General features: G+C 44.9%; 15 protein-coding genes and 1 tRNA gene. 7 read left to right on the top strand and 9 right to left on the bottom strand.

Going from position 1 to position 21543, the window contains the following annotated elements:
- Positions 1-265: 265 nt before the first annotated feature.
- The 4 genes from ACSSS3_RS08365 to rseP form a co-directional block, all read right to left on the bottom strand.
- Positions 266-973, bottom strand: coding sequence for a hypothetical protein (locus ACSSS3_RS08365; RefSeq protein WP_442847187.1), 708 nt, complete (start codon positions 971-973; stop codon positions 266-268).
- A gap of 75 nt (positions 974-1048) precedes the next feature.
- Positions 1049-2686, bottom strand: coding sequence for a hypothetical protein (locus ACSSS3_RS08360; RefSeq protein ID WP_442847186.1), 1638 nt, complete (start codon positions 2684-2686; stop codon positions 1049-1051).
- A gap of 506 nt (positions 2687-3192) precedes the next feature.
- Positions 3193-3266 (bottom strand) — tRNA-Asn (locus ACSSS3_RS08355).
- A gap of 276 nt (positions 3267-3542) precedes the next feature.
- Positions 3543-4874 carry an RIP metalloprotease RseP gene (gene rseP, locus ACSSS3_RS08350; RefSeq protein ID WP_442847185.1) on the bottom strand — a complete coding sequence of 444 codons (1332 nt, stop codon included), beginning with the start codon at positions 4872-4874 and terminating at the stop codon, positions 3543-3545.
- 220 nt (positions 4875-5094) lie between these two features.
- On the opposite strand from rseP, the gene ACSSS3_RS08345 reads away from it, so the two are divergent.
- From ACSSS3_RS08345 to ACSSS3_RS08330, 4 genes are all read left to right on the top strand, one after another.
- Entirely contained in the window at positions 5095-5775 is a 681-nt protein-coding gene (locus tag ACSSS3_RS08345; RefSeq protein ID WP_442847184.1) for an SCO family protein, read from the top strand.
- 1369 nt (positions 5776-7144) lie between these two features.
- Positions 7145-7381, top strand: a complete 237-nt coding sequence (locus tag ACSSS3_RS08340; protein ID WP_442847183.1) for a FeoA family protein — start codon at positions 7145-7147, stop codon at positions 7379-7381.
- Positions 7374-9476: a ferrous iron transport protein B gene (gene feoB, locus ACSSS3_RS08335; protein WP_442847182.1), complete on the top strand. Its 2103-nt coding sequence runs from the start codon at positions 7374-7376 to the stop codon at positions 9474-9476. Before ACSSS3_RS08340 ends, feoB begins: the two co-directional genes overlap by 8 nt.
- Positions 9477-9527: 51 nt before the next feature.
- Positions 9528-9668, top strand: coding sequence for a hypothetical protein (locus tag ACSSS3_RS08330; RefSeq protein WP_442847181.1), 141 nt, complete (start codon positions 9528-9530; stop codon positions 9666-9668).
- On the opposite strand, the gene ACSSS3_RS08325 is transcribed toward ACSSS3_RS08330, so the two are convergent.
- From ACSSS3_RS08325 to ACSSS3_RS08315, 3 genes are all read right to left on the bottom strand, one after another.
- Complete coding sequence (locus tag ACSSS3_RS08325) at positions 9665-10111, bottom strand: hypothetical protein (RefSeq protein ID WP_442847180.1); 447 nt, start codon at positions 10109-10111, stop codon at positions 9665-9667. The two genes, ACSSS3_RS08330 and ACSSS3_RS08325, sit on opposite strands and share 4 nt — an antisense overlap.
- A 159-nt stretch (positions 10112-10270) precedes the next feature.
- Entirely contained in the window at positions 10271-11092 is an 822-nt protein-coding gene (locus tag ACSSS3_RS08320; RefSeq protein ID WP_228228720.1) for a ZIP family metal transporter, read from the bottom strand.
- A 33-nt stretch (positions 11093-11125) separates the two neighbouring features.
- On the bottom strand, positions 11126-11776 hold the full coding sequence (locus ACSSS3_RS08315; protein ID WP_442847179.1) for a metal-dependent transcriptional regulator: 651 nt from the start codon (positions 11774-11776) through the stop codon (positions 11126-11128).
- Positions 11777-11868: 92 nt separating this feature from the next.
- Between ACSSS3_RS08315 and ACSSS3_RS08310 the strand changes: the two genes are divergently transcribed.
- The 3 genes from ACSSS3_RS08310 (at position 11869) to ACSSS3_RS08300 (ending at position 15964) form a co-directional block, all read left to right on the top strand.
- Positions 11869-14223: a TonB-dependent receptor gene (locus ACSSS3_RS08310; protein ID WP_442847178.1), complete on the top strand. Its 2355-nt coding sequence runs from the start codon at positions 11869-11871 to the stop codon at positions 14221-14223.
- Positions 14224-14295: 72 nt separating this feature from the next.
- Complete coding sequence (locus ACSSS3_RS08305; protein WP_442847177.1) at positions 14296-14763, top strand: thioredoxin family protein; 468 nt, start codon at positions 14296-14298, stop codon at positions 14761-14763.
- Between the two features lie 52 nt (positions 14764-14815).
- On the top strand, positions 14816-15964 hold the full coding sequence (locus ACSSS3_RS08300; protein ID WP_442847176.1) for a lycopene cyclase family protein: 1149 nt from the start codon (positions 14816-14818) through the stop codon (positions 15962-15964).
- Between the two features lie 55 nt (positions 15965-16019).
- Here ACSSS3_RS08300 and ACSSS3_RS08295 read toward each other — a convergent pair whose 3' ends face one another.
- Both ACSSS3_RS08295 and ACSSS3_RS08290 read right to left on the bottom strand, forming a co-directional pair.
- Positions 16020-17156, bottom strand: a complete 1137-nt coding sequence (locus ACSSS3_RS08295) for an efflux RND transporter periplasmic adaptor subunit (RefSeq protein ID WP_442847175.1) — start codon at positions 17154-17156, stop codon at positions 16020-16022.
- A 32-nt stretch (positions 17157-17188) separates the two neighbouring features.
- Complete coding sequence (locus tag ACSSS3_RS08290; RefSeq protein ID WP_442847416.1) at positions 17189-21517, bottom strand: CusA/CzcA family heavy metal efflux RND transporter; 4329 nt, start codon at positions 21515-21517, stop codon at positions 17189-17191.
- Positions 21518-21543: the final 26 nt, after the last annotated feature.

The following is a 21543-nucleotide window of genomic DNA, read 5'->3' as shown; positions in this document are numbered from 1 at the left end:
AATAAATATGAGGAAAATCATCAAACAAACTGTTAGGTTTCTGACTTTAATTCGTCTAATATTGCAACTTATTCTAGCAAGCAGTCCTGAAAACTGGGCATTCCAATTGGAAGGGTCAGTTTTCAAATCTACGATATAATCAATCTACGTATGACTTATCCCTCTAATGAAAGAGGTCTGATTGATTGGAATGTTACTTCACCGTGGTACAATAGATGTCACTTTTACATGTAAAGAGCTTCCTGTGATTTTAAAATTACTTAATCTACAAGTAAATATTCTCATCATCAACAAAGAAATCTTTGGGAAAATATTCCTGTGAGAATTTCTCTTGATAAGCATTGTACCATAAAACCTTATAGAGTGTTTTAGCAGTCTTTTTTTTCAATCTACCCGTTTTAGTATCATAGACGCTTTTACTATCATTAGGCTTTACTCCATCTAAAATAAATGCAGGGGATGTGTGTGTTAAATTACTTTTGCTTTTATACTGAGCCTCGCTTGCTTCACTCGAGGATGAGTCATTTGAATGTTTTTGAATATACTTTTTAAATTTTTTTCGTCGTTCAAGCTTAAACGTCTTAAAAAATACACGTTTACCGAAATCATATTCGGCTATATCATATCCATTGGTTTCTTCTATCAAGGTCATATAATCATCACTTTTTTCATTTGCTCTGTTAAACGTCATATCGTCAACTGACAACAACATTTCGTGATAAACAAATTTTTCCTCGAAAATCATTCTCTGCTGGTTAAAATATACACATAGATATTTTAAATTATCTGCTATTTGTTTATTATGAGATTCATCGCTGAACTTCTTTTTATTTCTTTCAATGTGAATCTCTTTTACGCACATAAATGGAGGAATTTGATTGATATAAACATCCATTTCTCCATTTGGCTGAAAAGCTAATGGGTGGGATTTTAAAGTTACTATGCTACCTATTTTAAATTTCTTCCTAGACATAATTGTATTTTTGGTTAGTTGATTTTTTGCTTTTCAATCTCTTCTTTAAATTCCTCCAAAAACCACTCTAAGGTTTTACCGTTTTTGCCAAGTTCCCTGTTTAAGGAATTTTTGAGCTGCGATATATTGTGATTCTTCGCGTTCAGCTTCTTTGTAATCGCGTCCCACGCTTTTTGCTCCCAATACATTTTTAAGTTCTCTGGGTAGCTTTTCGGAGGTGTCTCTGACTTCCCTATTAACTTCTTCACGTATTGCTCTTTTAAGCCCTGCTTCTTCTTCAATAATTCTTGCTGTCTCTGCAGTAGATCTCGCTCGTTCTTGTTCTTCAAGTTTTGCAAATTCTCTTCGTAAGGAATTTGTCTCTTCTTGTAATCTTCTGATTGCCTCCTCTTCCTCTCCAATACGTTTTGTAATTCTACTTTCTTTTTCTCTATATTGCTCTCTAAGTCTTTCTTCAGCTTCAAATTTTCTGAAATTAAAGCTACTTCGTTCTTCTTTCTCAAGTTGTCCAAAGAACTCTTGAAGCCCTCCCTCTTTGTGTTGTAAAAGCTTAATAGCTCCTTCTCTTTCTTCTTTAATTTGTTTATTTTCTCTGATAACTTTAGACTCTCTTTCTGTAAATTCTTCAACTTGGTTTGATTTTTCTCCAAGTTCTCCATCTTTATTAAAATATCTTCTTTCCAAATCCGCTTGTTCTGCTGAAAATTCCCTTTCTTCTGCTCTAAGTTTGTCTCCTCGTTCTTGTAATTCTTTGTATGCACCTTCAAATTCTCTATAAACTTCTCCCTCAAGTCGTTCTTCCATGCTGTCCAGTCCCGCTCTCTCTGCTTCTGTAGCTCTCTTAACTCGTGATAGCTCTCGTTCAAAGAGTTGTTCAGCTCGCTTGTACGATTCTGATTCCAAAGTGTTTCTAACTGTTCGTATAAGATTACCAATTTGGATTTTTCGGCATCGGTAAGATTCTTCAAAAAGCTTTCTTTGGTCGTCATCAATTTCCCATACTCCTCTATCAGATGCGCCGGAAACGTATATATATTCGGTGTTGGCTTCGATTTCATTATAAACCCATTTTATGCTTCTACTTGTTTTAAATACCTGTTCTATTTCCCCTTCAGATTTCCTGGGTAGAATAACTTGAACGGTACTAATTCCTAAACGCTGTAATTTGCTTTTTTTCTCGACATCAATTTTATGTGTGACAACAAATTCTATAAAAAGTATGGGTTTCTCACTTGTATCAAAGAAGGTTATGTCTGGTCGTATCGACATAAAGCGTTCATCAATATCTGGATTACTCCCATATTGTATCACACAATTTTCGTCTTCATAAAAAGTAAGTTCAGATTTAACCTTTGCTGCCTGAATCCATCTTGAAGGTACTAATTTGTTGGGTAGACCATCTACTCCTCTTGGAGGGTATTTATATACAGGAGGCACTTTAATGCTTTTTAATCGCTGCAGAATATCTCTTGCTACACGTTCACGATATTCCTTATTTGCTATCACACACTCGGTATCGTCTCGCCTTACATCTTTAGCGTGATGTCGAAAGTAATGCTCTCTGATCTGACCCTTAACTGCTTGTAATTCTTTTTTACATCCTAAACAATAATATCCATTTAGCCCACTTTTTGCCTGAGATATATGAATGGTATCCATAAAAGAATTTGTATAAGCCCAGTCCGTATTGAAAGTCTCAATACTTTTACTCATAATGTAGTTTATTTGGGATAATTTAATTTCGAGCTTTTACCGTTAGACTCGAGTAAAATAAATTATGGTAGTATCAAGCGATACTTAATCTGATTTAAAAAATCGTAAATAATGAAAGCGATGTTCTCGATGTAGGGAAGAAGAATATTGCGATTCCTTTTTAACAAAAATAAACAAATATCATTTAGGTCTATCTTAGAGTAATTTTATTTATCACGTTCTCAGCCTCTAGATGGCAAAATCAAATACTGACAAAGGTTTTAATCCATTTCAGATTTATAAGAATATTATAAGTGTATATAGAGTAAGATAGATGAATTACACCCGTGACATAAAACAAAAAAGCCTCAACTACAAGTAGTTAAGGCTTAATTTTGCTCCCCCTTGCTTCGACTTCGATCAGCACAGGCTTGGGCTTCCCTCGACTTAGCTCGGGATAAACTTTCTCAGTGAAATTTTAGTAAAAACAAAAAACCCAACCTAAATGAATAGATTGGGTTGTAATGCTCCCCCTCTTGGGCTCGAACCAAGGACCCTTTGATTAACAGTCAAATGCTCTAACCAACTGAGCTAAGGAGGAATTTAAAATTATACGATCCTTTTTTCAGGATCATTCCACTTACCGGAAGCACTTTAAATGCTAAAGCTCAGAACTGAGCCCTGCCTATCGGCAGGCAGGTAAGGAGGAATTTAAATTTTCTATGTTTAAAACTTTGGGCGTATCGCAATACTGCCGTTTGTAAAGTTTTAAAGAACGTACCGCTTATTTGCTGAAAGCGGATGCAAATATACACAACTATTCAAACCTGCAAAACAAAATTTAAAAAATTATTAGGCTTGTTTTTTTACTGCGGTGCTACTCAAAAAAGTAGCGGTAAATATCATTTCCGTTTGCGTATAAAACCAGAGCGATGAGCAGGAAGAAGCCTATCATCTGCGCGTATTCTAAAAACTTATCGCTGGGCTTTCTGCCGGTGATCATCTCATACAACAGGAACATCACGTGACCACCATCAAGCGCCGGTATGGGCAGTATGTTCATAAAAGCCAAAATAATCGATATAAAGGCCGTTGTTTGCCAAAACGACAACCAGTCCCACTGATCAGGAAACAGGCCGGCAATCGCGCCAAAACCACCTACCTGCGAGGCACCTTTAGAGGTAAACACGTATTTAAACTGCACCGCATAATCTACCAGCTGATCTACACCGTAGTTGATACCGCGGCCTATACTTTCGGCAATACCATACTCGCGCTTGTTGCGCCTGGGCATCACATAATCTTTATCTTCAAAATCAAAACCTACACCTACCATCTTATCATCACCTATAGCCACCTCAAATTGACGCGCCACGCCGTCACGCATCACAGTCACCGTCGCAATGCTGTCCCGGTTTTTCTGCAAGGCATAAGTAGCATCGGTTTTAAACTCAATGGGCACATCGTTGATGCTTATTAATTCATCGGTTCCCAGAATTCCCGCTTTTTCAGCACCGCTAAATACCGAATCAAGCTTTACCGGCGTACGCGGAGCATTAACGCCCGGCATTTCACCCGATTTAAAGAGTTTCATCCCAATATCTTCGGGAAGGCTAAGCACTTCGGTGCTGCCATCGGCATGTTCCACCTTTACCTGAGACACATCGCGCATCATCACCATATGTGGAAAATCCATCTGGTCTAAAAGCGCCTCTCCATTTACTTCTAGAATTTTATCGCCCTGCTCAAAACCGTAGGTTTCCATTATAGGCGAAAAACCAAAACCGTACTTCAGATCGTCTGCCGTGGTGTATTCTTCCCCATAATTGGCAATGATCATGATGTAGATAAAAAAGCCCAAAATAATATTGACCGTCACCCCGCCAATCATCACAATAAGACGCTGCCAGGCCGGCTTGGAACGAAATTCCCATGGCTTAGGCTCCTGCGCCATCGCTTCCTTGTCCATACTTTCGTCAATCATTCCGGAAATTTTGACGTAACCTCCCAGCGGAAGCCAGCCAATACCGTAAACGGTCTCGCCTATCTTTTTCTTAAACAGGGCAAATTTGACATCAAAAAAGAGGAAGAATTTCTCTACCCGTATTTTAAACAACCGGGCCGGAATAAAATGCCCAAACTCGTGAAGTACAATTAGTATTGAAAGGCTCAAGAACAGCTGAGCACCTTTTACAAAAAATGGATCCATAAATATTTTCTAAAAAGCGACATCATCTGCCGCCGGTATCTATCTTAAATCTGATAAGGCAATCGCCCCGCGATCGCGATTAAAAAGTGCACAAAAGTAACCTTTTAGTCGCGTAATCAAAATTTTGAAACAGGCCCGTTTCGCCAAATAGGCGGAATAAGCGCTTTCCGGCTTTGTCAGGAGCTTGCTGCATCGTAATTTTGCACTAAAATTGCCCGCTATGCTTCAGTTTTTTGCCAAATACAAAAAGTTTGCCATCGTGATGGCGATACTTTCCGCAGGGATTCTGTATACCTTCTACACCCTGATGAAGCCTGCGCCCAGCCTGCCCATCTATCAACCCGATATGGTAGACCGCTCTTTGGTTGACAGCACGGTGCAATTCGTTAAAAAATACCACAAGATTGCAAACTTTAAACTGGTAAACCAAAACGGCGACACCATTACACAAGCCGATTATCCCGGGATTTATGTAGCCGATTTTTTCTTTACCACCTGCCAGACCATTTGCCCCAAAATGACCGATCATATGCTGCACATTCAGGAAAAACTGAAAGATGATCCTTCGGTCAAATTACTCTCGCACACCGTAATTCCGGCGACAGATACCGTTGCCCAACTCAAACGCTATGCGGTTGAAAAAGGCGTTGATGACAAAAAATGGAATCTGGTCACCGGACCTAAAAAGCAGATTTATGAGCTGGCGCGAAAAAGCTATCTGGCGGTAAAAACTCAGGGTAACGGCGATAAGTACGATATGATTCATACCGAAAACTTTATGCTTATCGATTCTAAAAAACGCATCCGCGGGTTCTACGACGGTACAGATCCCGAAGCCATCGAGCAGCTGCTTGAAGACATCGCGATTTTAAAGGAGATTGAAGGACGCAGGGATGAGTGAAGAGTGATGAGTGCTGAGTTCAGGTTATTTGAAATTGTCCTGAAAATCCACTACATCCATCCCCGAACCTTCCTTCAAAGGAAGGGAGAAAACCTCCCGGCTACGAAAAGCAAAAGTCTCCCTTTGAAGGGAGATTTAGAGGGATGTTTCTCAAGCTTCATCTAAAATCTCCACGTCAATTTCCTCATTCTGAATTCATAATTCAAAATATTGAAGCACGCAGTGAAGAGTGAAGAATGATGAGTGCTGAGTTCAGGTTATTTGAAATTGTACTGAAAATCCACTACATCCATCCCCGACCCTTCCTTCAAAGGAAGGGAGAAAACCTCCCGGCTACGAAAAGCAAAAGTCTCCCTTTGAAGGGAGATTTAGAGGGATGTTTCTCAAGCTTCATCTAAAATCTCCACGTCAATTTCCTCATTCTGAATTCATAATTCATAATATTGAAGCACGCAGGGAAGAGTGCTGAGTGCTGAGTTCAGGTTAAGGGAAGAGTGAAGAATGCTGAGTGCTGAGTTCAGGTTATTTGAAATTGTCCTGAAAATCCACTACATCCATCCCCGAACCTTCCTTCAAAGGAAGGGAGAAAACCTCCCGGCTACGAAAAGCAAAAGCCTCCCTTTGAAGGGAGATTTAGAGGGATGTTTCTCCAGCTTCATCTAAAATCTCCACGTTAATTTCCTCATTCTGAATTCAGAATTCAAAATATTGAAGCACGCAGTGAAGAGTGAAGAATGCTGAGTGCTGAGTTCAGGATATTTGAAATTGTCCTGAACATCCACTACATCCATCCCCGACCCTTCCTTCAAAGGAAGGGAGAAAACGTCCCGGCTATGAAAAGCAAAAGTCTCCCCTTGAAGGGAGATTTAGAGGGATGTTTCTCAAGCTATCTTTTAAAACCCAACTCTGAACTCAGAATTCCGCATTTCGTATTTCGTATTTCTAATTTTCAACTTTCTGCTTTCTGCTTTGCCTTCGATACAAATTTTGCGCACAACTACGCAAAATTCACTCAGTCATCGCCACTGCCATTGAATGCGTTCGCAAGAACTCAAAACTCTGCACTCTGAATTCTACATTCCTATTTCGTATTTCTAATTTTCAACTTTCTGCTTTGCCTTCGATACAAATTTGCGACATACATTCGCCGCTGCCATTGAATGCGTTCGCAAGAACTCAAAACGCTGCACTCTGAATTCTACATTACTATTTCCGATTTCCAATTTTCAACTTTCTGCCTCCTGAAACTGCCTGCTGTCAACTTAAAGCCTTTTCCTTGCCACTGAAGTCCCAATTCCTGACTAAAATCTTTTCTTATGAAGTGTATTTCCGTTACTTTTGCCTTGTTTAAATTCAATCTAAATAAATCTTGATCACTTCATTAGACACCTTAAAACGCGGTCAAAAGGCCATCATCGTAGAATTTACGCTTGATCAGGTGCCGCTTAAGCTTTTGGAAATGGGCTGTTTGCCCGGTAATGAAGTAGAGCTGGTACAGATCGCTCCTTTTAAAGATCCTATGTACCTCAATATAAACGGCAGTCACCTGGCCATACGCAGAGAAACGGCCTGCCACATCACCGTAGAAACGCTTTCTGATGAGTAAACAGCTTAATGTAGCACTTATAGGAAACCCGAACACCGGGAAGACCTCGGTCTTTAATCAGCTTACCGGTTTAAAACAGCAGGTAGGTAATTATCCGGGAATCACGGTCGAGAAAAAAGAAGGCGTTTGCAAACTGCCCCGTGGCGTTAAAGCGCATATTCTGGATCTTCCGGGAACCTACAGTCTCAATGCGAGTTCGCTTGACGAAAACGTGGTGATCGAGTTGCTCCTCAATAAAAACGACAAGGATTATCCCGATGTGGCGGTGGTGATTTCAGATGTCGAAAACCTGAAGCGCAATCTGCTATTGTTTACCCAGATTAAAGATTTAAAAATCCCGACGATTCTGGTTATCAATATGGCCGACCGTATGGAGCGCAAAGCCATCACGCTTGACGTCGAAAAGCTGGAAGAGCGGCTGGAGACCAAAATCGCTCTGGTAAGCTCCCGCAAAAACACGGGTTTTGAGCACCTTAAAGAACTTATTGCCAATTATAAAAGCCTGTCTGTTGAACCTTGCGTCAATGCTTCGGTAATTGCACCCGAGTATTTTGACCGCCTGCGCAAGGCTTTCCCCAAACAGGATTTATACAAACTCTGGCTGGTTATCACTCAGGATGTAAACTTTGGTAAGCTTGACCGTAACGAGATGCAGGGCATTTCGAGCTTTAAGACCGAAAGCAAGTCAAATTTAAAGCGGCTGCAGCAAAAAGAAACTATTGTACGCTATCAGTTTATCAATGGCGTGCTGAAAGAAACTCTGAGTATAGACCATCTGGCAGCAAAAGATTTACGCAGCCGTCTTGATCGGGTGCTTACGCATAAAGTCTGGGGTTATGTGATTTTCCTGGCGATATTGCTGCTTATTTTTCAGGCGATTTACGACTGGTCATCCTACCCGATGGATCTTATAGACGAGGCCTTTGCGGCCGCCGGTGAGTGGGTGCGTAACACCATGCCGCCGGGAGCCTTTACCAGTCTTATTGCCGAAGGTATACTTCCCGGTCTGGGCGGAATCGTCATTTTTATCCCGCAGATCGCGTTTTTGTTTCTCTTTATCTCCATTCTCGAAGAAAGCGGCTATATGAGTCGGGTGGTATTCCTGATGGATCGCATTATGAGACGCTTCGGTTTAAGCGGAAAAAGCGTGGTGCCACTGGTTTCGGGTACAGCCTGCGCCATCCCGGCGATTATGGCTACGCGAAATATCGAAAGCTGGAAAGAGCGCCTCATCACCATTCTGGTCACTCCGTTTACAACCTGTAGCGCCAGGCTTCCGGTGTATCTCATCATCATTTCGCTGGTGATTCCAGATCAGAAAGTGCTGTATATTTTTAGCCTGCAAAGTCTGGTGCTGATGCTGTTGTACCTCATCGGTTTTGGTACCGCGATTCTTTCGGCCTGGGTGCTCGACCGCATTTTAAAAATTAAAAAACGCACCTTTTTTGTTATCGAAATGCCCAATTACAAACTGCCACTCTTTAAAAATGTGGCCTATAATGTGATTGAAAAAACCAAATCCTTTGTTTTTGGAGCCGGAAAAATCATTTTGGCGATTTCAATTGTACTTTGGGTACTGGCGTCAAATGGTCCGGGCGAAAACTTTACGAATGCCGAAGCTAACGTGACAGCCCGAATGGAAGCGGGTGCATTTCCGCAGGATGAACTAGACAAACATATCTCAGCTGAAAAACTGGAATACAGCTATATTGGTTATATGGGTAAATCCATTGAACCGGTGGTGCGACCTTTGGGTTACGACTGGAAGATTGGCATCGCCATCGTGAGCTCGTTTGCCGCCCGTGAAGTGTTTGTAGGTACCCTGGCCACCATTTACAGTGTGGGGAACGATGAAGAAGAAACCATCAAAAACCGGATGGCCGGAGAAATCAATCCCATTTTGGGCGGACCTTTGTTTAATCTCGCCAGCGGAATTTCGCTCCTGCTGTTTTATGCCTTTGCCATGCAGTGTATGAGTACCCTGGCGATTGTAAAACGCGAGACCAATACCTGGAAATGGCCGGTGCTCCAGCTTGTGATTATGAGTGGTTTTGCTTACGTTGTAGCTTTAGTGGCATACCAATTATTGATTTAGGTAGGCTATTTCGCATTCGCGAAAACACGCAGACCTTAAAAAAGAAATGTTATGATACAGAATGTTTTAGTACTCCTTATTTTTCTGATAGCCGTAGGCTATTTGGTTACCAAATACGTCTGGAAGCCTGCATTTTTAGGCGGAAAGTCAAACGATAAATCCTGCGGCAGCGACAATTGCGGCTGTCATTAATCTTCTTCGGTAAGCTGTTGCCATACTAAATTGATCACATAATCTTCCTGTGGAATCTTCCCGAGTGCAGTTTTAGGATAGGGTAACACAGAATAGGCTTTTAGTCGTTGCGCAGCCGAGTCAAATAACATACGATCATTTTGATCACTGCCGATGGTTATTCTGCGGGTGTCCACATATTTTCCATCTTCATACATCTCGAAGTCTAAAATCACATTACCTGCCCAGATGCAGTTCACATTACTTGGGCACCTGGAATCGGTCACCTTTATGATTTTAATGCTCTTATCGCCAAAGCTTGTTAGTTTTCCAAAAGGCACCTTTACGACGATTTGTGGTACCTGCACGGGCTGATCTACCTCAACACTGTCTGAAACTTTCAATTCCTGAGCATAACCCAGACCCGAAACCAGTAATCCTAAAATAAAAAATAGCTTTTTCATAATGTTAGTTTTCTTAACGCTCTGGTGTCACCTCGAGGGTGGTTGCTGAGGTCAATCAATCTCATGTCTTAAATCGGGTCTCGACTGCGCTCGACCTGACATTCCAATTAGCGGGCCGGGATTTCTTTAAAGACATAGCAAAAGTCCTAAAGTTGCAGGCTAACCTAACCCTACGTCCAGCGTCATCATCAGGATAAACCCGCCAATGAATCCCATCGTGGCAATATCGGTATGGTTACCCTGTTGCGACTCGGGCACCACCTCCTCTACCACTACAAATATCATCGCTCCGGCAGCAAAAGCCAGTGCATAAGGCAAAATAGGCTGAAAAGTCATCACTGCATAAGCGCCCAGAACAGCTGCCAGAGGTTCTACAATTGCCGAAAGCTGCCCGTAATTAAAGCTCTTCCATCGGCTAAATCCCTGCCTGCGCAAGGGCATCGCCACCGCAAAACCTTCGGGAAAATTCTGAAGCCCAATCCCGATCGCGAGTGCCACGGCACCCCCAATAGTCGCCCCGTCAAACCCTGCTGCCACACCTCCAAACAAAACCCCTACCGCAAGACCTTCGGGGATGTTGTGCAGCGTAATCGCCAGGGTCAATAAAACCGATTTATGCCAGGGACTGCGCACACCTTCTTTGTCTTCCTCCTTAAAATTGACGTGTAAATGCGGCAAAACTTTATCAAGCCCAAACAAAAAGCCGGCCCCCAGAGCAAAACCTATCGCGGCAGGAATCACTTTCACAAAACCTTCTCCCGGGCTCATCTCAATCCCGGGTGCAAGCAAACTCCAAAAACTGGCTGCAACCATCACGCCACCGGCAAAACCCAGCATCGCGTCAAAAACCTTTCGGTTCATCGCCTTGAAAAAAAACACCAATGAGGCTCCCAATGCGGTCACGCCCCAGGTAAACAGCGTGGCCAGAAAAGCGCCCTTAACAGCACTTAAGCTTTCAAAATAGTCAATAATCTCGTTCATCATAATCTATAGGGTTTCAGCTGAATTTTCAGACTAAAATTTTACGTAAATATTTTCGGTAGCTATTTGCGAAAGCAGGAGTTCACGCCCGTCAATGCGCACCGTCATACTTTTGTCAAAGTCCTGCAAATGCATAATTTCGATCACAGTGCCCAGCTTGATCTGCTGCTGGTCTAAAAACTGAAGAAACGAAGACGAGGTATCGTTAACGCCCACACAGGTTCCGGTATCACCGGGTACCAATTGGGAAACCTGCTTTTTTTCGACCTTGATCACATTACCCTGCTCATCGGGAATGGGATCCCCGTGCGGATCGTGGGTAGGAAAGCCTAAAAACCGATCCAGCTCTTTGATGAGCTTGTCTGATTTAATATGCTCCAATTGCTCGGCCACATCGTGTATCTCATCCCAACTGAAATCGAGTTTTTTTGCTAAAAATGTCTCCCAAAGCCGGTGCTTGCGTATCACTTTAAGCGCGACCAGTTCGCCATCTTTATTGAGTAAAACCCCCTGATAGGGTTGGTAAAGCACCAGACCTTTTTCGTCCAGTTTTTTAATCATTTCGGTTACCGAAGCCGGCTTAGACTCCAGATACTGAGCCAGAATGGTGGTACTTACGCCCTTAGGACTGTCTTTTTGAAGCGAATAGATCGATTTGAGATAGTTTTCTTCAGAAAAAGTCATAATCATTTTTAATATTACCACAATAATACGCCAAATTATTTAAATATATTTTTTAGGTTTGCCTAAACTTATTTTTAAATACATCCACTTTTATGCGTATTTCGCTGATCCTATTCTTTTTACTCAACCTGTTTAGCGGGTGGGCGCAGCAAAACCGAAGCCTTTCCGGCACCATTTACACCGATGGTGAGCCCCTACCCTTTGCCAATGTGTATGTAACCGACAGCAATACCGGCACCTCGGCAGATGCAAACGGATTCTACAAACTCGAAGTTCCCGACAACGCATCCCGCCTGAGCGTAAGCGCTGTGGGTTTTAAAACGCATTACCACCTCCTGAGTCCTGCAGATTTTGAAAAGGAACACCTGAATTTTACACTCATACCCGATTTACTCGGTCTTGAAGAAGTCGTCGTAAGCGCTACCCGCAACCGACTTTCAAAAAAGGAGGCTCCCGTAATCGTTCAGGTGATGAGTCCGAAATTATTCAGGGCCACCCAGTCGCTTTCGCTGGCAGACGGTCTCAATTACCAGCCCGGGGTAAGGGTGGAAACCAATTGCCAAAACTGCGGATTTACTCAGGTAAGACTCAACGGCCTGGACGGGCAATACACCCAGGTTTTGCTCAACAGCCGGCCGGTATTCAGCGCTTTAAACGGCGTTTACGGGCTGGAGCAAATTCCGGTAAGTATGATTGATCGCGTTGAAGTGGTGCGCAGTGGCGGTTCTGCCCTCTACGGCTCAAGTGCCATTGCCGGAACCGTTAACATCATCACCAAAGATCCCGTAAACAACAGCTGGGAAGTGAGCACCAATCTGGGTTTGATCGACGGCACTGCTGCAGATCGCAACCTCAATCTGAATACCTCGCTGGTAAGCGAAGACCTCAGCAACGGAATCACCCTTTATGGTATTTACCGCAACCGGGACGCTTATGACGCCAATGACGATGGTTTTAGCGAAATCACCGAACTCACCAATTATTCGGTAGGCGCCAAAGCCTTTTACCGGCCTAACGACAACAGCAAAATTGGCCTGGATCTTACAGCTATTCGGGAATACCGCCGCGGTGGTGACCGACTTGATCTGGCTCCGCAGTTTACAGACATTACCGAAGAACTGGATCACAACACCTTTTTTGGCGGCAGCGATTATGAGTGTTACAACGATGACCGCAGTACGGTATTTGAAGGCTATGTTTCCGTGCAGCATACCAACCGGGACAGTTACTACGGCGGTCTCGGCGGTGAGCGCACTGTGGCAGATTCCACATTAGCAACTAATGCATTTGGGTCTACTCAGGATCTGGCACTGGTTACCGGCGCCCAACTTACCCGAAAATTCACTACAAAATCTACCCTGACCAGCGGCCTGGAATACCGGCTTAACGATACTGAAGATGCGATTCCGGGCTATCAGCGACTGGTCGATCAGCGTGTGCACAATCTGGGCGCCTACAGCCAATGGGAATACAAGGCATTCCAAGATTTTACCGCCCTTCTGGGAGCCCGCCTCGACCACGTGAACGTAAAAGGCCGTTATGCCATCGCACAGATTTCCCGAAATGCCGATGTTTCTGAAACCGTGCTCAGTCCGCGATTGACCCTTCTGTATAACATCAGCGAATCGCTGCAGTTTCGTGGAGGTTACGCACGTGGCTTTAGAGCCCCGCAAGCTTTTAATGAAGATTTACACATCAGCTCAGTGGGTGGGGAACAGCGTTTTGCAATACTTTCAGACGATCTGGAAAGCGAATTCTCGAATGCCTATACCGCTTCTTTCAATTTTGACCGAAGTTTCAACAAGCTACAAACCAGCCTGCTGATCGAAGGTTTTTACACCACGCTGGAAAATCCGTTTACGCTGGTTAGCACCGGTGCCACTTTACCCAACGGTTCTATTTTGGAAGAATCCCGCAACGGTAGCGGCGCAAGCGTTGCCGGTACCAATGTTGAATTTAATCTCTCTCCGGGAGAAGAATTTCTGTTTCAGGCGGGGATAACCTGGCAGCGTTCGGTTTACGATATGGCTCAGGTGCTTTTTGAGTCTGATGACAATTCCCCCGCTGAACCCGACGTGGTCATTCGCGATTTTATGCGTTCGCCTAATCTGTACGGCTTTTTCAATGCCAACTGGAGACCGAATGAGGCTTTTAAAATCGACCTTTCCGGCAGTTTTACCGGCCCTATGCTGGCTCCGCACGTGATCAGCAGCAGTGGTTTTATAAAAATCGAAAAGACTCCCGCATTCCTGGACCTGACGCCTAAACTCACCTGGCATTTCGACCTGCAAAAATACCTGCACCTCGAACTGAGCGGCGGCGTACAAAACCTGTTGAACAGCTATCAAACCGACTTTGACCGCGGCCCCCTGCGCGACTCGAATTATATTTACGGACCCAACCGCCCCCGAAGCTTTTTCATCGGTCTCCGCTTCGGCGACTTCTAGTGCGGGCCGCACAGGCAAAAAGTGCGTGCATCGCAGGCAAAAGTGCGGGCCGCACGGGCAAAAATGAAAACTATGAAAAAAATACTCCTGTTTCTCTTTCTTACTTGCGGAAGCCTTGCAGCTCAGGACCGGGCGCAGATCAACTGGCTGAGCTGGGAAGAACTCGATAGCGCTTGGGTCACTAAACCCAAAAAGACGCTGGTGTTTTTTCACGCCGACTGGTGTGCCTACTGCAAAAAAATTGACCGGGTAGTGTTTACCAAAGCCGAAGTCATTCAGAAATTAAACACAGACTATTACGCAGTGCGAATGGATGTGGAAACCACAGACAGCATCCATTTTGACGGCGAAACCTTTACCAATACACAGGCGCTTACCCGTCGCAACGGAGTTCACGATCTGGCCCTGCTATTGGGTACCCGTCCTCAAAAATCCTTTTCCCTGCCGGTCACGTTGATACTCAATGAAGATTTTACGATTAAAAAGCGCATTTTTAATTACTATACCGCTGCCCTGTTGCTGGGTTTTTTAGAGTACTAGACTTAAAAAAATCCTTTTACGATCGCTTTATTAGTTCTAGCTTTAGACCGCTATGCAAAACACCTCTACAGACTACGATTACCTTATTTTGGGTGCCGGCCTTTCGGGTTTGATGCTGGCTCAGGCATTAGTTAGTGATCCGTACTTTAAGGATAAACGCACTTTGCTGCTTGATAAGAGCGAAAAAAATACTAATGATCGTACCTGGTGTTTCTGGAGCGAAAATACCCGGGATTGGGATGCGGTCATTTCTAAAAAATGGGAGCGTATCGCTTTTAAGGGCGAAAACTTTTCGGCGGAAACCCCCTTAGAGTCGTATAGCTACAACAAAATAGAAGGCATTGATTTTTATGAGTCGGTTTGCAGAAAGCTTCGGGCTTCTAACCAGCTTACGTTTAAAACCGAAGCCTTCCTGAACCTTACCGAAACAGCTGAATATGTTGAAGTCACCACTTCAGCCACTACCTATACTGCAGGCAAGGTATTCAGCAGTATCCTTCCGCCGGAACGGCTAAAAAATCAAACTAAGTATCCGGTTTTACAACAGCATTTCATCGGTTGGGAAGTGCGCACTCAGGAACCTGTTTTTGATCCGGAGGTCGCGACATTTATGGATTTTACCATCCCGCAGCGCGGAAACACCCGCTTTATGTACCTGCTGCCAACAGCGCCCAATAAGGCTTTGGTAGAATACACCTTGTTCTCAGAACACTTGCTTCCCGACGAAGAATATGAAGCTGCGATTGAAGATTATATGGAAGCACTGGGGGCTTCGCAATACGAACTTGTATCAACCGAAAAAGGCAGCATCCCGATGACGGCTTATCCTTTTGAGAAACACAACACCCGGCGGTTGCTGCACATAGGCACGGCCGGCGGCTGGACGCGCGGGAGCACCGGCTACACCTTTACCTATACGCTTAAACGCACCGCAGAACTGGTCGCTTTTTTAAAGAAGGAAACCAATCTCAACACCTTTAAAATCGCAGATCGCTATCGCTGGTATGATAAGCTCCTGCTAGATGTTTTATACCGTAAAAACGAACTGGGCGCTTCACTTTTTACTCAAATGTTTCAGAAAAATGAAATCTCCAAAATCTTTCGGTTTCTGGACGGCACCAGCAGCCTCAAAGACGATCTGCAAATCATCTGGAGCCTGCCCAAAAAAGAGTTTATAAAATCGTTTTTTGGATTAAACTAAAAAACCTCACAGGTTTTGAAAACTTGTGAGGTTTAAGGTTTAAAGCCTCTCAAAATTACTCCTGAATCAGTTCAAAAGCGCCTTTACTCAAGTATTGCGCGTCTTTAGTCAGCTCTGCCGCATTCAAAATTTCAGTCATCCCGTCCTGGGTTTTTCCGGGTTTAATTTCAACCTGATTAAACAGATAGCTTCCGTCTTTTTGCTCCTGGAGTTGCAGGGCATAATAGCTTTCGCCCAGATTCACCACCGCCGTTTCGGGCAGGGCTAAAGCTTCGGTTTCTCCCGTGTTGATTCGGGCTTCAATAAACATACCCACGGCAAAATGCGGGGTGCCCCGCTCGTTATCAATATGCCCGTGAACGGTCACGGTTCGGCCTTCCATATCCAGCGAATTTCCAATGAGGTGCACCGTACCGTCATAATAGTCGGGCGAAGATTCCGGGATTTTAAATGCAATCGCCTGATCTTTTTTCACCTTCAGCATATCTTTTTCAAAAACCTTAAGCTCCAGATGAATGTGTTCAATATCTACAATTTCCATAAGCGGGTCTGCGGGCGACACATAACTGCCCTTGCTCACAAACGTGCGCGCAATAGTGCCGTTTATAGGCGCGTAAATACGGGCCAAACTGCTGTAATTGCCCTGCATCGCCTGCGTTGTGCTGATGTTGAGCAACTGCAACTGCTTTTGGAGTCCGTTATAGGTGGCCAGGCTGCGTTTGTATTCGCTTTCCGCTTTTAAAAAATTCTTTTTAGACGTGATATTCTCGGCCGCCAGAGTCTGCTGACGCTCGTACTCAGACTTGAGGTATTCCAGTTGTTCGCCCAGCTCCTGAAACTGCTGCTGCAGGCTCACAAATTCAGGATTCTCAAGCGTGATCAGGGGCTGGCCTTTTTTGACCGCATCGCCAATAAGCAACGGATTATCGCGTACATAGCCGCCCAAATACGGGGTGATCACTGCGCGGTTTTCCGGCGGAACGTCTATCATTCCGCTGGCTTCCACCCATTCCGGGAAAACAGCTTCGGTAAGGCCCGCAAGCTGCATCGAGGCATTTTTAAATTGGGCTTCGGTCACCTCCACATCAGCAACGGGAGCAGACTCCTGCGGGTTAGTTTCAGTATTATTTCCGCAGGCCAGACACAGGGTCAGAACCAGAGCGAAGGGAAGTTTTATAAATAGATTTTTCATATTCTTATGTATAGATAGTGTGTTGCCTGAGTTTATAAAATCAAGTAGTTGAGTTTAATAACTGCCTGATTGTAGTTGTTGACGCTTTCGAGGTAACTGAGTTTGATCTCGTAGGCCTGCTGCAGAATCTGGATGTACTCAAAAAAGCTGACCTCCCCGTTTTTGTAGCTGGAAATCGCGGTTTTCTCGAGTTCGCCCGCAAGCGCAAGACCCTCGGTATCGTAATACACGAGACTTTCAGCGTATTTGTTTAGCTCGCTGCGCAATTCGCTTTCCCGGCTTTGCAGACGTATTTTATAATTGAGCGCTTCCTGCTCTGCCGCCTCCGCCGCAATCCTGGCCGTTTTAATCTGGCTAGTGTTGCCGCTAAAAAACAGCGGAATTTTCACCCCAAACTGATAGCCGATCAGGTTTTTGTTGAGTCCGTCGTTGGAGCCCTGAAAATAATTAAGCGTAAGATCGGGCAGCAATTGCTGACTGCTGAATTTACGCTGGGCTTCGGCCAGTTTTACACGCGAATCGTAGAAGGCATTGGCGGTGAGCGCTACGTTTTGATTGCCGTCAGGAATCAGGCGCTCCAAAGGCTGTATGGCTACTACAAGCGTATCGGTCTGCACGAGCCTGCTTAATTGCAGGTTTGCCGCTTTGAGGTCTTCCTGCATTTGCTTCAGGCGGGTTTCAATCTCTTTTTGTTTGGCCTGCGCCGAAATTTTCTCGAGGTAGTTGCTTTCGCCCAACTCAAAACGGCGTTTGGCGGCGTAGGCGAAATTTTGATAAATACTGTCCAGGTTTTGGTACAACCGAAGCTTTTCAGACACAAACTGAAGCCGGTAATAGGCTTCCGCAAGGTTTTGTTCGAGCTCAATTTTTGTGAGTTCGGCACGGGTTGCAACCAGATTATAATTGGCGCGGTTTACTTTGGCCTGCGCAAAATACACCGTAGGAAACGCAAAGGTCTGACTCACGCCAAATACCTCAATAGGCCTGTTGTTTTGGGCCAAATTGTTTTCGTCAAAATGATAATAAATTTCAGTCTTGTCAAAGCTGAAAGCGCTGCCAATGGCTGCATTAGCCTCGTCGCTGCGCAGGCCTGCCGCTTTTAAACCCGCATTGTTTTTGTAAGCGAGTTCGCGCACCTGCTCAAAACTGGAAACTTCCTGAGCCTGCATCAGACCGCCCATCAATATAAAAATGAGCAGCAGCCCGGCGCTTTTAGATTTCACATTCATGGCACTCTTATTTTTCAATTCCTTATCAAACCAGGAAACCAAAACCGGCAAAACCACCAGCGTAAGCAGGGTTGCTGAGATGAGACCGCCAATAACCACCGTAGCCAGTGGTCGTTGCACTTCGGCACCGGCATTGGTAGAAACCGCCATGGGTAAAAAGCCCAACGCCGCAGCCGTTGCGGTAAGCAAGACGGCCCGAAGCCGGTCTGAAGCGCCCTGTGTGATAAGCTTGCGCATATCGGTAATTCCTTTGGTCTTTAATTCTTTAAAATGCTCCAGCATCACGATGCCGTTGAGCACAGCGATCCCAAACAAAGCGATAAAGCCCACTCCCGCCGAAATGCTAAAGGGCATACCGCGCAACCAGAGTAAAAAGATCCCTCCCACCGCTGCCAGCGGGATCGCGCTAAAAATAAGCAGGGCTTCCTTAACCGATTTAAACGCGAAATACAGCATAATAAAAATGAGCAGAAGCGCGACGGGAACGGCAATCTGTAAGCGGGAAGTCGCACTTTGCAGATTTTCAAACTGGCCGCCGTAGGTAATGCTGTAGCCCGCGGGTAATTTGACGTTTGAGGATACAATTTGCTGAATCTCCTCAACTACCGACTCGAGATCACGATTCCGCACGTTGACGCCTACCACAATGCGGCGCCGGGTTTCGTCCCGGGAAATTTTGGCCGCGCCTTTGGTATAGCTGATATCAGCGAGTTCGCTAAGGCGCACCTTGTCGCCCAGAGGCGTGTCTACATAAAGATTCCTGAGGTTATCGATGTCCTGCCGCTGGTTTTGCTCGAGTCTCACGACCAGGTCAAAGCGTTTTTCACCTTCAAAAATGTTGCCTACAGCTTCCCCGGCAAAGCCCATTTTGACCAGGTCATTTAGATCTGAAATATTAAGGCCGTAGCGCGCGATTTTTGCCCGGTTGTATTTCACACTCATCTGGGGCAGACCGGTTACTTTTTCCACCGAAATATCTGCGGCTCCTTCCACATTTTCAATCAAATCCCGGATCTCATTGCCTTTTTTGTTGAGAATATCGAGGTCTTCGCCAAAGACTTTAATCGCGATATCGGCCCGCACGCCGGTGATGAGTTCGTTAAAACGCATCTCAATAGGCTGGGTAAATTCAAGATCCATCCCGGGAATGATGCTCAGGGCTTCCTTAAAACGAGCGGCCAGCTCATCTTTAGAGTCTGCAGACACCCACTCGCTCTTATCTTTTAGCGTAATGATGACATCGCTGTCTTCCATCGACATCGGGTCTGTGGGCACTTCTGCCGCGCCAATGCGGCTTACTACCTGTTTTACTTCCGGAAAACTATCGAGCAGAATTTTTTCGATCTGTGTGGTACGGGCAATGGTTCCTTCAAGGGAAGTTCCGGTTTTAAGTATGGGCTGAATTACAAAATCGCCTTCATCAAGCTGGGGAACAAACTCGCCACCCATGGTTGTAAACAGATACACGGCCACGGCAAAAAGACCTACCGCAAGGCCGATCACCAGTCTTCGGGCGTCAAGCGCACGATCAAGCAAACGCTCGTAATGCCGTCTCAGAAAGCGCATCAGGCGTACCGAAATGTTTTTGTCAGATGGCGCTTCAGCCTTTAAAAACAGGGAAGAAACCACCGGCACATAGGTAAAACAAAGCAGCATTGCGCCAATTACCGCAAAGCTGAAAACCAGCGCCATCGGGATAAACATTTTGCCTTCAACTCCGCTTAACGACAGGATGGGAATAAAAACAATGAGAATGATGAGTTGGCCAAAAACCGCCGAGTTCATCATCGTTGAGGCTGCTTCTTCAGTTATCTGATCTTTAAGTTTGCAAGTTTCTGAAGCATTCAGATTTTTTATGCTGTCCTGCTTTTGAGCCATTTTGTAGGCGACAAACTCCACTATAATTACCGCACCGTCGATGATGATTCCAAAATCTATGGCCCCGAGGCTGAGCAGGTTTGCATCCACATCAAAAATATGCATCAGCGAGATCGCAAAAAGCAGACACAGGGGAATAACCGATGCCACGACCAGCCCGCTGCGCCAGTTACCCAGCAGTAAAACCACCACAAAAATCACGATCAAAAATCCCAAAACCAGATTTTCGGTAATGGTGAAGGTGGTTTTTGCGATGAGTTCACTTCGGTCTAAAAAGGCATTGATGTAAACTCCTTCCGGCAGGGTTGAGCTTATTTCTTCGACCCGCTGTTTAACCGCGTCTATCACCTGCTTGGAGTTGGCGTCTTTAAGCATCATCACCTGTCCCAGCACTTTTTCGCCCTCGCCATTACCGGTAATGGCGCCAAAACGGGTCGCGTGACCAAAGCCCACGCTTGCCACATCCCTGATGTAAATGGGAATACCGTTATCGTTTTTAACCACCATCTGCTCAATATCCTCGAGCGAGGAAGCCAGACCTTCGCCGCGAATAAAATAGGCCTGATTTTCTTTCTCAATATAGCCACCGCCCGCAATGCTGTTGTTGTTTTCAAGCGCTGCAAAAACTTCTGCGGCAGTGATGTTCATCGCGTGCAGTTTTTGAGTGTTGAGCGCGACCTCGTACTGCTTAAGATAGCCGCCCCAGGTATTGATTTCTACCACTCCGGGAATGCCCGAAAGCTGGCGCTTTACAATCCAGTCCTGAATGCTGCGCAGATCGGTAGGCGAGTATTTGCCTTCATAACCCGGTTTGACATCGAGAATGTATTGGTAAATCTCCCCCAGACCGGTGGTGATGGGACCCATTTGCGGAGTTCCAAAACTGGCGGGAATTTGCTCAGAGGCCGATTTGATTTTTTCGGCCAAAAGCTGACGCGGCAGATAGGTACCCATATCATCTTCAAAAACCACGGTAACTACCGAAAGTCCGAATTTTGACACCGACCGAATCTCTTTAACACCGGGCAGATTGGCCATTTCAAGCTCAACCGGATAGGTTATAAATTGCTCCATATCTACGGTCGACAGGTTTTGCGAAGTCGTAATGACCTGCACCTGATTGTTTGTGACATCGGGCACTGCGCCTACCGATATTTGGGTAAGTGAATACAGGCCGTAAGCGATTAAGCCAAAAGTAAACAGCAGGACAATTAGTTTATTCCTGATGCTGAAATGAATGATTGCAGAAAGCATAGTTGAATTGTAAAACGTGAAAAACA

The sequence above is a fragment of the Leeuwenhoekiella sp. H156 genome, from assembly GCF_052218455.1.
Classification (GTDB): domain Bacteria; phylum Bacteroidota; class Bacteroidia; order Flavobacteriales; family Flavobacteriaceae; genus Leeuwenhoekiella; species Leeuwenhoekiella parthenopeia.
Note: the sequence above shows the minus strand (reverse complement) of the source record. Positions and strands in the feature narration are given on the sequence as shown.

Coding starts and splice junctions, on each gene's coding strand:
- ACSSS3_RS08315 (WP_442847179.1), bottom strand. CDS start 11,776: ATGACTTTTTCTGAAGAAAACTATCTCAAATCGATCTATTCGCTTCAA.
- ACSSS3_RS08290 (WP_442847416.1), bottom strand. CDS start 21,517: ATGCTTTCTGCAATCATTCATTTCAGCATCAGGAATAAACTAATTGTC.
- ACSSS3_RS08325 (WP_442847180.1), bottom strand. CDS start 10,111: ATGAAAAAGCTATTTTTTATTTTAGGATTACTGGTTTCGGGTCTGGGT.
- ACSSS3_RS08360 (WP_442847186.1), bottom strand. CDS start 2,686: ATGAGTAAAAGTATTGAGACTTTCAATACGGACTGGGCTTATACAAAT.
- ACSSS3_RS08320 (WP_228228720.1), bottom strand. CDS start 11,092: ATGAACGAGATTATTGACTATTTTGAAAGCTTAAGTGCTGTTAAGGGC.
- ACSSS3_RS08295 (WP_442847175.1), bottom strand. CDS start 17,156: ATGAAAAATCTATTTATAAAACTTCCCTTCGCTCTGGTTCTGACCCTG.
- rseP (WP_442847185.1), bottom strand. CDS start 4,874: ATGGATCCATTTTTTGTAAAAGGTGCTCAGCTGTTCTTGAGCCTTTCA.
- ACSSS3_RS08330 (WP_442847181.1), top strand. CDS start 9,528: ATGATACAGAATGTTTTAGTACTCCTTATTTTTCTGATAGCCGTAGGC.
- ACSSS3_RS08300 (WP_442847176.1), top strand. CDS start 14,816: ATGCAAAACACCTCTACAGACTACGATTACCTTATTTTGGGTGCCGGC.
- ACSSS3_RS08365 (WP_442847187.1), bottom strand. CDS start 973: ATGTCTAGGAAGAAATTTAAAATAGGTAGCATAGTAACTTTAAAATCC.
- ACSSS3_RS08305 (WP_442847177.1), top strand. CDS start 14,296: ATGAAAAAAATACTCCTGTTTCTCTTTCTTACTTGCGGAAGCCTTGCA.
- ACSSS3_RS08310 (WP_442847178.1), top strand. CDS start 11,869: ATGCGTATTTCGCTGATCCTATTCTTTTTACTCAACCTGTTTAGCGGG.
- feoB (WP_442847182.1), top strand. CDS start 7,374: ATGAGTAAACAGCTTAATGTAGCACTTATAGGAAACCCGAACACCGGG.
- ACSSS3_RS08345 (WP_442847184.1), top strand. CDS start 5,095: ATGCTTCAGTTTTTTGCCAAATACAAAAAGTTTGCCATCGTGATGGCG.